At 34.0% G+C, this 15,253-nt stretch carries 13 protein-coding genes; 11 read left to right on the top strand and 2 right to left on the bottom strand.

All coding sequences use genetic code 11. The features are described 5' to 3' along the window. The first annotated feature begins 172 nt into the window (after positions 1–172). The 5 genes from ACTYA4_RS20845 (at position 173) to ACTYA4_RS20825 (ending at position 6,986) form a co-directional block, all read left to right on the top strand. Positions 173–1,975, top strand: a complete 1,803-nt coding sequence (locus tag ACTYA4_RS20845) for a sensor histidine kinase (protein ID WP_443483417.1) — start codon at positions 173–175, stop codon at positions 1,973–1,975. Positions 1,976–1,992: 17 nt separating this feature from the next. Continuing rightward, positions 1,993–3,570, top strand: coding sequence for a response regulator transcription factor (locus ACTYA4_RS20840; RefSeq protein WP_443483416.1), 1,578 nt, complete (start codon positions 1,993–1,995; stop codon positions 3,568–3,570). 15 nt (positions 3,571–3,585) lie between these two features. Beyond that, positions 3,586–4,188: a methyltransferase domain-containing protein gene (locus tag ACTYA4_RS20835; RefSeq protein WP_443483415.1), complete on the top strand. Its 603-nt coding sequence runs from the start codon at positions 3,586–3,588 to the stop codon at positions 4,186–4,188. Between the two features lie 176 nt (positions 4,189–4,364). After that, positions 4,365–6,440, top strand: a complete 2,076-nt coding sequence (locus tag ACTYA4_RS20830; RefSeq protein WP_443483414.1) for a bifunctional diguanylate cyclase/phosphodiesterase — start codon at positions 4,365–4,367, stop codon at positions 6,438–6,440. Between the two features lie 315 nt (positions 6,441–6,755). Then, positions 6,756–6,986, top strand: coding sequence for an excisionase family DNA-binding protein (locus ACTYA4_RS20825; protein ID WP_443483413.1), 231 nt, complete (start codon positions 6,756–6,758; stop codon positions 6,984–6,986). Between the two features lie 104 nt (positions 6,987–7,090). Here ACTYA4_RS20825 and ACTYA4_RS20820 read toward each other — a convergent pair whose 3' ends face one another. After that, positions 7,091–7,402: a winged helix-turn-helix transcriptional regulator gene (locus tag ACTYA4_RS20820; protein WP_443483412.1), complete on the bottom strand. Its 312-nt coding sequence runs from the start codon at positions 7,400–7,402 to the stop codon at positions 7,091–7,093. A 253-nt stretch (positions 7,403–7,655) separates the two neighbouring features. Between ACTYA4_RS20820 and ACTYA4_RS20815 the strand changes: the two genes are divergently transcribed. After that, positions 7,656–8,507, top strand: a complete 852-nt coding sequence (locus ACTYA4_RS20815) for a VOC family protein (protein WP_443483411.1) — start codon at positions 7,656–7,658, stop codon at positions 8,505–8,507. A 618-nt stretch (positions 8,508–9,125) separates the two neighbouring features. Here the strand turns inward: ACTYA4_RS20815 and ACTYA4_RS20810 are convergent. Next, entirely contained in the window at positions 9,126–9,830 is a 705-nt protein-coding gene (locus tag ACTYA4_RS20810; protein WP_443483410.1) for an aspartate/glutamate racemase family protein, read from the bottom strand. A gap of 116 nt (positions 9,831–9,946) precedes the next feature. On the opposite strand from ACTYA4_RS20810, the gene pdxR reads away from it, so the two are divergent. From pdxR to ACTYA4_RS20785, 5 genes are all read left to right on the top strand, one after another. Further along, on the top strand, positions 9,947–11,344 hold the full coding sequence (gene pdxR, locus ACTYA4_RS20805) for a MocR-like pyridoxine biosynthesis transcription factor PdxR (protein ID WP_443483409.1): 1,398 nt from the start codon (positions 9,947–9,949) through the stop codon (positions 11,342–11,344). A gap of 117 nt (positions 11,345–11,461) precedes the next feature. Continuing rightward, complete coding sequence (locus ACTYA4_RS20800) at positions 11,462–12,496, top strand: SepM family pheromone-processing serine protease (RefSeq protein WP_443483408.1); 1,035 nt, start codon at positions 11,462–11,464, stop codon at positions 12,494–12,496. 207 nt (positions 12,497–12,703) lie between these two features. After that, a complete protein-coding gene (locus ACTYA4_RS20795; RefSeq protein ID WP_443483407.1) occupies positions 12,704–12,853 on the top strand; it encodes a hypothetical protein in 150 nt (49 codons plus the stop codon). A 218-nt stretch (positions 12,854–13,071) separates the two neighbouring features. Continuing rightward, positions 13,072–13,671, top strand: coding sequence for a TetR/AcrR family transcriptional regulator (locus ACTYA4_RS20790; protein WP_443483406.1), 600 nt, complete (start codon positions 13,072–13,074; stop codon positions 13,669–13,671). A gap of 93 nt (positions 13,672–13,764) precedes the next feature. Further along, positions 13,765–15,253: aldehyde dehydrogenase family protein (locus ACTYA4_RS20785; RefSeq protein WP_443483405.1), on the top strand; the 1,489-nt coding region annotated here is incomplete at its 3' end.

Below are 15,253 nucleotides of genomic sequence, written 5' to 3'. Positions count from 1 at the left end.
TACTCCACCTCCTATATGTATAATGTAATAGATTGTTCAATAATATGAAACCGTTTACATTGACAGGTAGGGTGGAAAATATTGAACGGATGATGAACAGAATTTCCACTAGGTATAAGTATATAATGAAGGGAAAGGAAAGAATAAATTTTAGAGAGAGGAAGTAAATGTGATGAAATGGGGGATACGAAAGAAGCTTATTGTGTTTTTAATGTTGGCAGCAGTTTTGCCATTTGGAGCAGGCATCATTATCACTTATTATGAAACAACTAATTCCATTAATAAACGTTTTGTTTCTTCCAGCCATGATCAAATAGAAAAAGGAGAAGAAGAGCTTCATACCTATTTAGAAGATGTGGCACAAATATCAACCATACTATACCGTTATTCACCATTTATGATGGTATTAAAAAACGGAATTTCAGATAACTTAACAGCGAATCAAAGTGAGGTGACAAGAGCCTTAGCTTATTTATATAATTCAAGACCGGAGATAGAGCAGATGCATCTGTATATAGATAAAGGAAAAAACGCTTATACTAATTATCACTCGCAAATAAGTGGAAGAGGCGAATATAAGGATATTTTTTCCCATCCATATTATGCCCAATTTCAGCAGGAAAAAAATGATTATTCTATTATAGAGCCGCCGCATGTAATTTATAGTTATAATAATTTATCCGTCATTTCAGAATCAGAGAAAAAGATGGTTTTAAGTTTTCACAATATTATCAAGGAAATACCTTCGGAAAAGTTCTTAGGCTTTTTATCCATTGATATTAGCTTATCAAAGATTAAAGACATTGCAGATCGATTATATATGAGTAATGTGGAAGACCTTTATATTATGAATGAAGACGGTGTTGCCATCTATTCCTCCAAAGAAAAAGAAATAGGCAAGCACATAAAAAAGCAATGGTTTGAAAAAATAAAAAAAGTGGAACCTTCTAAAAGAAGTATAGGTTGGGAAGATAAAGAGTTCTCCGGTGTCATTGTTTTTGAGGATTTTTTTGTTCAAGAAAAGAAATGGTATATAGCAAAAAGAATTCCTTATCATGTTCTTTATCAAAGTGCTCGTGAAACGGTGATTACAAATAGTTTAATTGGACTAGTTTCTCTTGCCATTGTTTTATTAACAACATTTATTATTTCTATAAAAATAACCGCCCCCATTAAAGTGTTGATTGCTAATATGAAAAAGGTAGAAAAAGGAGAGTTTCAGGCGGATTTTGATTCGTTGGGCAATGATGAGGTAGGCATGCTTGGGAAGCATTTTAAATTAATGATTGGAACAATCAATACATTAATTGAAAGAGAATATAAATTAGAAATTGAAAACAAAACTTCGCAGCTTCGTGTTCTGCGTTCGCAAATTAATCCGCACTTTTTATACAATGCCTTGCAGTCGATTGGAACGTTAGCGTTAAAAGCAAAGGAAACACAAATTTATTCATTGTTAATGGCGTTAGCTGGCAGTATGAGATACAGCATGAATATGCGGGAAGATATTGTTCCTTTTTTATTAGAAATCAAACACGTGAAAGCGTATTTATTATTACAGCAGCAGCGCTTTGAAGAGCAGGTTGAATATCATATCAATGTAACAAAAGAGGCAGAATCGATACAGATACCGAAAATGATTCTACAGCCAATTGTGGAAAATAGCTTTAAGCATGGATTTATTCATCAAGACAAGAATTTTTTGGTCAAAATAGAAGCTTGGGTAGTAGGCAATGAGATTGTTTGTTCGGTAACAGATAATGGAGTAGGTGTAGATGAACAATCATTAAAGAGAATTTATGAAATGCTTTTACAAGAGAAAACAAATAGAAAAGGTATAGAGAGAGAATCCATTGGATTAAAAAATATTTATGACCGTTTAAAAATATATTATAACAATAAAGCAAGAATGGAAATCACAAGCAAAGAAAATGAAGGATTTACGGTTGTTTTCTATATTCCAAAGTGTTTGTAAAGTGGGGAGAAGTATTTATGAAAGCTTTGATTATTGATGATGAAAAACATGTTCGTGAAGCAATAAAGCTGCTTGCTGATTGGGAACAAAATGGAATACAGCAAATATATGAAGCAAGCAACGGAGAAGAAGCTATTCATTATATAAAAAAATATAATCCAGAAATCATTTTTTCAGATATGAAAATGCCAAAAATGGATGGAACCCAATTATTAGCATGGTTAAAGGAAAATCAATCCAGCAGTAAGATCATTATAGTAACAGGTTATGATGATTACCATTATATGCGTAAAGCAATTCATTTTGGGAGTGCAGATTATTTATTAAAGCCAATTGATCCAGAAGTACTCAATCAGGCATTAGAAAATGTGGTGCAAGAATGGAGAAAAGAAGAGGTAGACAGAAAAAAGAAGGTAAGCAATTATCAATTAATCAATCAGATGAAGCCAGTATACCGTGACAGGAAGCTGACCCAATTTTTGAACAGCAATGTATCAAAAGAAGAATTAGATAGTGAATTGGAGTTTCATTTAGCTAGGAATTATACCATTGCTTTAGTCCAAGTTAATGGAAAAACAATGCAAGCTTTTCGGAATGACCGTGATTTAACGTATTTTTCTATTTTAAATATAATAAATGAGATACTTATAAAAAGGAATGAAGGAATAGCTTTTCGCTATTTATCCAATAAGGGAGAAATAGTGATTATTTATTGGGCCGATAAGGAAGAAGTCACCCAATCTCTCATAAGAATTTACGTAACACTGCATCAAGTTCTTGAAGTTTCTTGCTCTATTTGTGTAGGAATACCGGTAATGGACAGCAGTATGTTAAAAAAGTCGTATGATGAAGCAAAACAGCTGCTATTAGACAGTAATCTATTGGAAAAAAAGAAAATAAGGGTATACCTAAAAAAAGAAAAAGATGTACCTAGTTTAAAAAGTTTAATGGCCTATTCTTCTGATATCAAATTAGCAGTACAAACAGGTGATCGCAAGTTCTTATCCGAATTGCTGGAAAGAATAATAAAGGATTATACAAGTGAACAATACTTGTCCTTAAAGCAGCTGTATCAGTTAGAAAATGAGTATGTAATAATCAGTCAAAGATGGTATAAATATTATCAAATTCAGCAAAAAACATACAGCGATATGGAACAAAGAATGGCATTGTTTTTTAATCAAGATGGCACTTTTAATATACAAGCATATAAAGATAGGATAACGAGGGAAATAATCGTTTTTTTTAAGCGAATCTCTGAAAAGAAAAAAATGAATATCATGAGTGAAATTGAAAAGTACTTATTGGAAAACTTTCATCGGGATGTAAAACTTCAGGAATTATCTGATTATTTCTATATAAGCAGAGAATATATTTCCAGAAAATTCAAACAGGAATTCCAAGTGAATATAAGTGATTATTTAGCAAATGTACGAATAGAAAAAGCAAAATCTTTATTAAAAAACAGCAAGCTGAAAATATTTGAAATTGCTAATATGGTTGGATATCAAGATGATAAATACTTTCGAAAGGTCTTTAAAAAAATTGTAGGCCTTACACCAAATGAGTACCGTGCGTTAGTAAATGGAGTCTAGTAATGGGGGAAAAAGATGGGAAACAAAAATTATGAGGAGTTACTTTCTATTCAAACGGAAGAAGAGCAAAAAGGTTTTAATCAATCTTTTCATTATCACCGCTATGAACCAACGCCTTATCATTATTTAGTAGAACTTTTTGACCAGTATGAGTTAACAAAAGAAGATCGTGTTGTAGACTTTGGCTGTGGAAAAGGTCGATTAAATTTTTTGATTCATTACTTATTCCAAGCAACGGTTATAGGAATTGAATTTAATGAAGCATTTTATCAGGAAGCATTAAAAAATCGGGATCGTTATTGTAAAAAAAGAAAAAATGGTAAAGATAAAATCTATTTTCAGCATTGTAAAGCAGAGGAGTACGTCATTCACCCTTTAGACAGTCATTTTTATTTTTTTAATCCATTTTCTTTCCCAGTTTTTATAAAAGTAATCAATAATATTTTACGGTCTGTTGCAGAAAACAATCGAAAAGTAGATGTTATTTTATATTATGCATCGAATGATTATCAGTATTTTCTAGACAATCATTCTTCTTTTAGAAGGAAAGCAACTTATTTTTTAGCAGAGTCTGAACATGATGCTCATGAAAGATTTCTCATATATGAAACGATATAATATTGCAACCAGGCATTATCTGAAGGAAAAAACAGGATGAAATAGTTGTACTTCTTATAGTTAAGGGGTATATTCATGATTACAGGAAAAAAATACTTAGTATCATGTAATAAATTGATTTTTATTGAAAAAAATACTACGTGTTCGTCCTTAGTTACGTTAAAGGAGAATATATCATGTTTACATTACCAGATGTTGATAAAGTAATTTATTTACAAGGTCATTATTCTATCCCTATTGTATTATTATCAATTGTCATTGCATGTTTAGCAGCATTTACAGCATTATCGATGCATGAGCGAATGAAGTCAAACAGCTTTGTCCCCCGTTATGTTTGGCTGACGCTTGCATCTGTATCAATGGGGTTTGGAATCTGGTCTATGCACTTTATTGGAATGAGTGCCTATATGCTTCCAGTTAAAATGGAATTTAATAAATTATTAACGGTGATTTCTGTATTGCCGGCAATGATCGCTTCCTTTCTTGCTTTCTATATTACTGGTCTTCCGAAGCAGTCGATTAGAACATATAGTATTTCCGGAATTGTGATGGGGCTTGGCATTTCTACGATGCACTATGTAGGAATGATGGCAATGGTAATGGAGGTGAATTATGCCTATCATATTGGCTATTTTATTCTTTCGATTATCATAGCTATTGTTGTCTCCTTTGTATCTTTATACATATTTGGAAGTCTTTATAAATATATGAAAAATGTTATCTATAAAGTTGTTACAGCGATTATTATGGGGATGGCTGTTGCTAGTATGCATTATACAGGCATGTATGCTGTTCGATATTATGTCGTATCTACTATAAATATAACGGAACAATATATGCATCATATGAATATGAATTTTTTTACAACCATTGTTACTTTGGGCATCGTGATAATATTAGTAACATCTATCGTATCCAGTTTAATAGATCGTTATGTTGATTACCGAATTAATTATTTTGATGTTTTAACGAAACTTCCAAACAGAAGACAATTTGAAAAAGCATTAAAAATAAACGGGTTTTCGAAGCAGTTAGCGATTCTTCATATTCATGATATGGGAAAATGGAATACAATGTATAACTATTCTTTTGGTGACAAAGTGATTCAGTATATATCTTCATTATGTGAAAGATTAAAACCGGTTGGTATCGAGTTATACCGTATTGAAGGAAATCGATTTGCATTTGTAGCCAATCATGATGCATCAAAAGATTTACTTACAGAATTAAGGAATATATCTACTATTCTTTCAAAGCCAATATCAATAGATGATCAATTGGTAACGGTAAAAACGGTGACAGCACTTTCTACATCAAAGGAAAAAAATAATGGTAAAAAAATCTATGCGCAAGCATTAGCTGTTTTACATCATCACGCTACTTTATTTGAACATACAATAATCGCCTTTGATCCTGCTGTTCATATTCAATCGATGGAGAATCAGCTTGTACAGGATGTAGATCATGCGATGGCAGAAAATGATTTTTTTGTTGTCTACCAGCCCAAAGTTGCTGTTTATAACAAGGGGATATCTGGTGTGGAAGCATTATTAAGATGGCATCATCCTATCCACGGTCTGTTATCTCCAGGCGTTTTTATTCCTGTATTGGAGAAAAGTGGGAAAATGAACGATGTAACAGATTGGATTATTAATGAGGTTTGCAAACAAATTATCACTTGGAAAAATGAAGGCATGGACATGCAGGTATCTATCAATATACCAGGACCATACGTTACTTCTCCAAGACTACTTTCTTTTCTACAAGCAAGTATCATGAATTATGGAATTAAGGCAGAACGATTAGAGCTGGAGATGACGGAAACGAGTGCAGTAGCTAATATAGAAGGAGCGATTGAATCTGTGCAAGAATTTCGAAATTGCGGATTTTCTGTTGCATTAGATGATTTTGGAACAGGAGTATCTTCTTTGTCTTATTTAAAAAGATTGCCTGTATCAACGTTAAAAATTGATAAGTCTTTTGTTGATGGCGTCCCTCATTCTGAAAAAGATTCGGAAATAATGAAAGCAATTGTTGCCCTTGGCCATTCCTTGGATTTAAATATTGTAATTGAAGGGGTAGAAGATAAAGAACAAGTGGAATTTTTAGCGTCTGTCAGTGGCCGTGACATTAACATACAAGGTTTTTATTATGCAAAACCGATGAAACCGGAAGAGTTAAAGGCATGGATAGAAAGTAAAGTAGAGGGAAAACAGCTCGAAAACGGCAAAAAAAATACTGCTATTCTGTAAAATCCATTTTCTTCAGGCAACTTTTGAAGAAAAAGAGCTTTACTTTTTCACAGCAGCAAAAAATGATTTGTAGAAAATATAAGCAAACATGATGACGACTTCAACTAAAAATAAGCCATTAAGAAATTCAGCCATTATTATTCCTCCTAAAAACAAGATTTTTTATAATGGAGATAAGAACTATTTCTATATAGTTGATACAAATTCAGTATAGAAAAATTGTTTAAAGGCAGAATGAAGGGTTTATGAAGAATTTGTAATGGAATATTACGATTTATTAAAAATAGATCCTTATATTGGTAAAGGAGTAAAAGTATGTATCTTACAATAGAAGAAACATCGGAATTATTATCGATTTCAGCAACTCAAGTGAAAAAACTAATTATGGAGAAACGGATAAAAGCAGTTCATGATGGAGAGCAATATTTAGTAAATAAGGAACAATTTAATACACATTTTGAACAAGTAGAAAAATATAGGAAATATGTAGAAGAAGTGTTAAATGAACCTATTCCAGAAGACTTGGATATTAAAGATGAGGATTAATTAGAAATAGGATGAGAAAATATCGGGATTTCCCTATAAAACATAAACACAACAAAGAGGTGCCTTCAAAAAGAATGTGCCTCTTTGTTTTTATAAAAAATGGATTAATCTCTTAACCATTCTTGCGACCATTTTTCGATTTCTTTCATGAGAGGTTCCAGTGAACGTCCTTTTTCTGTTAATGAATATTCAATTCTTACTGGTGTTTCAGGGAATACTTCTCTAGAGACAATTCCTTGCTGTTCTAGATCTTTTAGTCTTTCTGAAAGTAGTCTTCCACTGATCCCAATAGATGATTCGATAGAACAAAAACGCTGAGCCCCATTTAATAGCTGATAAATAATTAATCCGGTCCAACGCTGGCTCAAAATTCCCATAGCCCTTTCGAACTTTGGGCATAAGATGGATGGGTTCATGTTTATATCACTCCTTCCTTATAGAGGATGTTCAAAAAGGCACCAAATGATAAGCGGCGAACCTCTTCGTTGGCTTGCTTCTAATTTGTTACCTTTTTGAACACGCATTTTTAGTATACAATATTTATTATTTTACGTAAAAATATAATTATTTAAAAGTTAATAACTTTACAGCTTTTGATAATTAAAATATAATAACTTACAAAAAGTAAGTTAAATTTGGTAAAATATACTTGTGAAAGGGGAATATATAATGGGATTTCATTCAAATCCAAATATATATACGAGCAGTGTGACATTAAAAGTGAAGAATTTAGAGCAATCTATTTTATTTTATCAAACGATGATTGGTTTTCAAGTGAGGGAGATATCAGAAAATAAAGCAGTTTTAACGGCAGATGGCAAAACTCCATTAATTTATTTAGAACAACTATTTAATATAGAAACGAACAAGGTTCGCACTGCGGGATTATATCATGTTGCTTTATTAGTACCGAGCAGAGAAGATTTAGGTGTGATGCTCAAGCATTTAGTACAAAGCGGCTGCCCATTGCAAGGAGCTTCTGATCATGATGTAAGTGAAGCAATTTATTTAGCGGATCCAGATGGAAATGGAATTGAAATTTATCGAGACCTTTCACCAGAAACATGGGAATGGAAAGGGGATTTTGTGAAAATGGGCACTCTTCCAATGGATGCAGACGGGGTGATTGCAGCTGGTGATCATAAAGAATGGACTGGTTTGCCAGCTGGTACCATTATTGGCCATATCCATCTTCATGTAGGTGATTTAGATAAAACAGTCCAGTTTTATGTAGAAGGATTAGGTTTTAATATCGTTCAAAAATATGGATCACAAGCGTATTTTCTTTCAACAGGAAAGTATCATCACCATATAGGTTTAAATATATGGAACAGCCGTGGTGTACCAGCTCCGAAAGAAAACGATACAGGGCTCAAGCATTATGATTTAAAGCTCCCGAGTTTGGAAACCTTCTATCAAATAGTAAATAGACTAAAAGAAATGGGAGCACCATATAAACTAGAGGAAGATATCGTTTATACAGCAGACCCATCAGGAAATCCGATTCGTTTGACGGTTTAATGAAACTGGTTAGTGCTATTAATTCAACATGAGCTACTTTAATATTAGGATAAGATGTAGAGTTTTTAAAGATAGGCTCTGTTAAATTCCATTGTTGATTTTCAAAGGGGCAGGGAATCCACTCCCTTTCCGCGGACGAACTGGCAAGCCTCCTCGCTTGTACCTCGTGGCCACTGAAGAAGTGTTTTATTATATAAATTATAGGTAAAACCCTTATATTTAGTGGAAATGGTATAGAGAGTTTGAAAACGACCATCATGTTGGTTTGGAGAGGCGTCCGCACGACTCCTGCGGGATTAGCGAGACAGGCGAGACCCCACAGGAGCAAAGCGACGAGGAGGCTCGGCGCTCGCCCCGCGGAAAGCGTGTGGTAAGCCTCGGAAAACCGAACGAAAACCTCTGAGTGCTTGTATTTCCATTATCTGTATTTCATAGCATCCACTTTTTCAGTGACCTCCGTACCTCACTGCGGGGTCTTTTCCACAGGAGTCTCGCAGATTCCCTTCCTATAAACAACGTTACTGTTTAACAGATCCTTAACCTTAAGATAAGGTAGTTAATATAGTGAATACGAGGATAACTAAATAAAAGATATCCTCTCTTCTTCTAAACGATAATCTATTTAATAAGAACTGCTTCTAAAGCATGCTTAACCGCTTCTTTTGCATGCAGATACGTTGTATTAAATAATGGCATATCTGTATCTTCTTCCGTTATTAATAAAGGTATTTCTGTACATCCTAAAATGATGCCTTCTGCTCCCATTGCTGTCAGCTTATCAATAATCTCTTTATATTTCTCTTTCGATTCTGGAAGAAACGTTCCTTTACATAATTCATCAAAAATAACATCATGGACAATTTGTCTATCAGCTTCTTCTGGAATAACGGTAGAGATTCCATGCTCTTCTAAAATGGCTTTATAAAAATCATGCTCCATTGTAAATTTTGTACCTAATAAGCCAACCTTCTTTAGACCTTTTCTAGTGATGCTTTTTGCTGTTGCTTCTGCAATATGGATTAAAGGAACAGAAAGCGCCTCTTGCACTTCAGGAGCCATTTTATGCATCGTATTTGTACAGATTAACACTAAATCAGCACCGCCGTTTTCTAATGTTTTCGCAGCATGTACCATTAATTCGGTAGCTTTTTCCCAGTTTCCACTCTTCTGCAGCGCAACAATTTCTTCAAAATCAAAAGAGTACATTTGACATTTAGCAGAATGCAGCCCTCCTAATTCTTCTTTTACTAATGTATTAATAAGGCGATAATAATCGACCGTTGATTCCCAGCTTAGTCCACCAATTAAACCGATTGTTTTCATCGTCCAATCCCCTTTTTCGTGTATTTTTCAAAATCATAACATGTTATACTGGTATAAAATAGAACCAGAAATTAAATACTTTTATAGTACCAGATGAAAGTTAGGAGTGTTTACAGATGATTTTTACAACCGTGGACCGCTCTAGTTCTAAGTCTTTAACACAGCAAGTATATGAACAAATCCGTAAAGGAATTTTAGATAAAGAGCTGCAGGAAGGACAAAAAATAGTATCTTCAAGAGAATTATCTGCAACGATTGGTGTATCTCGAAATGTTGTTTTAGAAGCATATGAACGGCTAATTGCAGAAGGATATTTAGAGGTGAAACCGAAGTCTGGTACGTTTGTTGCAAGAGGAACGTCGTTATCGAATATACCGGTTTATGCCTATAAAAAAGAAAAAAAGGAAGAAAAAAAACAAGAGAATACTGTCATTGATTTTCGAGGAGGCAACCCTGCTATTGATCATTTTCCTCGGAAAAAATGGGGGCAGCTGACAAAAGAAATTTGCAATGAATCCCCACAGCATATTTTTGGCTATAGTGATTCGTGTGGCATCAGAGAATTAAGAAATGTATTGGCAGCTTATTTGCAAAAAGCAAGAGGTGTCCAATGCCAGCCCGATCAAATTATTATTACTTCTGGTGCAACGCAAGGGTTAAGACTTATTACGGAACTACTAATTTCTAATCCTCAAAAAGAATATATTGCGGTGGAAGACCCCGTTACAGATGAGATGCGCAATATTTTTTCCTATGCAAAGGCAAAAATATATCCTGTTTCGGTAGATGAAAATGGGATTATTCCAGATTTGCTGCCGGAAGAAAAACCAAGTTTTGTATTTGTTATACCTTCTCATCAGTATCCTTTAGGGGGAATCTTGTCTATTCAAAGGAGGCTTAAGCTAATTGAGTATGCAAGGCAGATGAATTGTTATATTGTAGAAGATGATTATGACAGTGAGTTTACTTATGAAGGAGCTCCTGTGCCTTCCATGCAAGGAATAGAACAAGAACATGTCATATATGTTGGCACATTTAGTAAAATATTGTCGCCAGCCTTAAGAATAGGGTATGTTGTGTTGCCGCCACATTTAGTAGAAGCTTTTCAGCAGCTAAAATGGTTTACAGATCGTCACACCTCTTCAATTGAACAATTTGTATTGGCACGTTTTATTGAGGAAGGGCATTTAGACCGGCATGTCCGCAAAATGAAAAAAATCTATCAAGAAAGAAGAGAAGTGTTAGAAAGCAGTATTTTGCAATCCTTTAAAAAAGCAAAGATAATCGGCAAAGCAGCGGGGATGCATTTAGTAGTTGAAATACCCGGTGTTGATTTTACCAATGAAATTTGTGACAAAATAAAATCATTAGGAGTATGTGTTTATCCTGTAGAACAATATAGTATAAAAAAGGGCGACCATAAGGAAAAAATAGTGATGGGCTATGGGGGACTGACAACCGAGCAAATCAAAAACGGTGTAGCATTATTAAAAAAAGCACTTGAGTCTATTTAGCAGATTTTTCCCGAACTTTTTGAATATCCTCTTTAATGCAATTTTAATAATAAACATGCATTATTATGATATAAAAGTACTAAAGTGAAGAGAAAGAGAGTTAAGAGGTATGGAAATATGAAGAATACAAATAGAAACAGACATTTTAAAAAATTATATATTGCGATCATCGGCATAATGATAGTATTAGTGTTTATTCCAACTCCTTATTATTTAAACCAGCCAGGGTCGATTGAACCTCTTGCAGCAAAAGTAACCGTGGAGGATGGTCATAAATCGGAAAAGGGCAGTTTAAATTTAACAACTGTCTATTCCATTAAAGCGAGTAATCCGTATATATGGCTGTACGGACTAGTAGCACCGCATACGGAAGTGAGAAAGGAAGAGGAAGTAAAAGGAAATCTTACAGATGAAGAGTATAATGCGCTGCTGCTTCATATGATGGACAATTCAAAGCAAAGTGCCATTGTAGCAAGTTTTCATGAAGCCAAGAAGAAAGTGGATTTTCATTATAACGGCATATTTGTATCTGGAGTACTTCCTGCTTCAAAAGCAAAATCGATCATCAGTGTAGGGGATATTATTCATAAAGTCGATGGTAAAACATTTAATGAAGCCAATCAATTAATCGCTTATTTTAAAGAGAAAAAGGCAGGAGAAAAAGTAGAGCTGCAATTTTCTCATGGTAAAAAATTAAAAACGGCTTCTATTGAAACGATTATAGTAAATAAAAAAACAGGGCAAGTAGGAATCGGCATCGCACCAGAAGATAATTTGTCGATTGATCCTTCTTTAGATGTAAAAATTAACAGTGAAAATATCGGTGGACCGTCTGCAGGATTAATGTTTTCATTAGAAATATATAATCAAATGGCACATGGAGATTTAACAAAAGGGTATAAAGTGGCTGGTACAGGCACAATGGATGCAAAAGGAAATGTCGGTCAAATTGGCGGCATCAGACATAAAATCGTTGCAGCCCATGAAGCAGGTGTTGATATTTTCTTTTATCCAAAAGATATCAACAAATACGATACAAATGAAGTGGACATTAAAGATCAAGTAAAACAAGAAGGCTATGATATAAAAATTGTCCCTGTTAGTACATTAAGGGAAGCAATTGATTATTTGGAGGCGATGCCTGAGAAGTAATAAGGTTGGTGCCACTGTCACCATCTGAAAAATCTTGTTTCAAATGTTCCACAGTTAAGGTGAAAATGGTGGGTGACCCAATCGGTTGCTCACCATTTTTATTGTCTATTCATTGTACGTTTAAAGTTAGAAAAAAAGGGAACGGTATAAATACAATCAATATAAAGTAGAGAAATCCAACAATTTGTTCATAGGAGGCGATTCAAAGTGATAGACTTTTTTAATGGACTATTTAATATATTTTACGGATTTTTTGCAGTCCCACTTTTATTAGTATTTGTTGTCATTATTTTTTATGCTGTTAACAGAAGAAGAAAAAGAGGAAAATCACCAGTGGAAAAAATAGAAAAAGAATAAGGAGTAAAATTGTTTTTAGGCAAGCTGAACATCGGGGAATTAGATGAAGTATCTGCTTTACCTAAAAAATTTTTTGATTTTTGTGAAAAATATGTTAGAATTTCTTACAAATAAGATGACAAAAAATATAAAGATGGTAAAGTAAAACATATAATTGAAAATTTACTTTAAAATGTTGTATCATGAATGAATATCATTCATTTATGGAGGGTGTTTATTTGATTAGCGCTGCAAATGATAAATACAATAAAATATTACAATCTGCCATTGAAGTTATTTCTGAAAAAGGACTTGATAAGACTTCTATTTCAGATATTGTAAAAAAGGCAGGAGTAGCACAAGGTACATTTTATCTGTATTTTCGTTCGAAAAATGCTTTGATTCCTGCAATCGCAGAAAATCTTTTAACGTTGACTCTTGATAGAATTAAAGAAAAAGCACAAGGCAAAGATTCCTTTTGGAGCATGCTTACTGTGTTTATCAATGAAATTTATCATAATACAGACGAACACAAAGATGTGCTGGTTCTTTGTTATTCTGGTCTTGCTATTGACTATTCAATGGAAATTTGGGAAGCCATTTATCAGCCTTTTTATCAATGGTTTGAGGATATTTTGAATAAGGCTATTGAAAAGAAGGAAATCATTGGAGACATTCATGTAAAATGGACAGCAAAAATGATTATCAATTTAGTAGAAAATGCAGCAGAACGATTTTACATTGGCAGAGACCAAGATGTAACATTGGAACAATCCCAAGATGAACTATTCCGATTTCTAAAAAGATCCTTGTTGTTAAAAGGGAGTAATATTAGTTAACAACTAATATTACTTTCCATTTTATTAAAATTTTTTAAAGTAAAATGACTGATATTCAGTCATTTATAAAATATTAACAAAGGAGGAAAGAATATGATAGAAACACAAAAACAGTTTTTACATGTAAAAATGTACATCAACGGAGAATGGCGTGAATCTTCCAATAAACAAAAAAGAGAGATTATCAATCCAGCTAATGGAAATATCATTGGCTACTCAGAAGAGGGAACAATTGAAGACGCAAGAGAAAGCATAAAAGCGGCTCGAGAAGCATTTGATAGTGGGATTTGGTCAGATTTAAGTGCGGGAGAAAGAGCTGAATTTTTATATAAAATTGCAGATAAAATTATCGAAAATCGTGAAGAGCTCGCGCGTCTTGAAACGTTGGATAATGGCAAGCCTTGCAGGGAAGCGGAGGCTGATGTTGATGATGCATCTGCTTGTTTTCGCTATTATGCAGGGCTTATAACAAAGCCTAACGGGCAGACATATGAGGTTCCTGCTCCGATGCAAGCAATGGTTATTAGAGAACCAATAGGAGTATGCGGATTAATTGTACCGTGGAATTATCCTTTACTAATGGGCGTTTGGAAAATAGCACCTGCTTTAGCGGCTGGAAATACCATCGTCTTTAAGCCTTCTGAAATAACGCCTGTAACATCGCAAAAGCTTCTGGAAATATTTGAAGAAGTAGAACTTCCTAAAGGGGTTGTCAATTTAGTATTAGGTGCTGGGGCTGTTGTTGGTAATGAGATTGTTGAAAATAAAGAGGTAGATAAAATTTCCTTCACTGGCGGAACCGTAACAGGCAAGCATATTATGCGAACTGCTGCAGACACAGTAAAAAAGATTTCATTGGAACTTGGCGGAAAATCACCAAATATTATTTTTGCCGATGCTGATTTTGAAACAGCTGTAGATTATGCACTATTTGGCATTTATGCAGGAGCAGGTCAAATTTGTGCAGCAGGATCAAGAATTTTAGTAGAAGAAAGCATTTATGAAAAGTTTATAGAAAGATTTGTCGATCGAGCTAATCAAATTGTAGTTGGTCCAGGCAACGAGTCGAAGTCTGAAATGGGTCCATTAGTAAGCGAGGAGCACTTGAATAAAGTTCTTTCATATATTGATCTAGGGAAAAAAGAAGGGGCTACTCTTGCAGCTGGTGGAAGCAGGCTAACAGAAAATGGGCTAGATAAAGGTTATTTTGTAGGTCCAACCGTGTTTGTTGATGTACAACCAGAAATGCGAATTGTTAGAGAAGAGATTTTTGGACCTGTAGTCGTTATTCAAAAATTTAAGGATGAGCAAGAAGCGATCAAACTTGCCAATGATTCTGAGTATGGATTAGCTGGCAGTGTGTTTACAAAAGATGGAGCAAAATCACTCCGAGTAGTTAAAAAGCTCAAAGCTGGGATTACTTGGGTGAATACGTACCACTATACGTTTAATGAAGCCCCATGGGGTGGTTACAAACAAAGTGGATTTGGCCGAGGATTAGGAACTTTTGGATTAGAAGAATTTCAAGAAGTAAAACAAATCAATATCAATTTAGAAGTAGAACCAATTGGCTGGTTTAATT

This window comes from Niallia yueguangensis (genome assembly GCF_052663115.1).
This window is presented reverse-complemented; position numbering and strand designations above follow the sequence as displayed.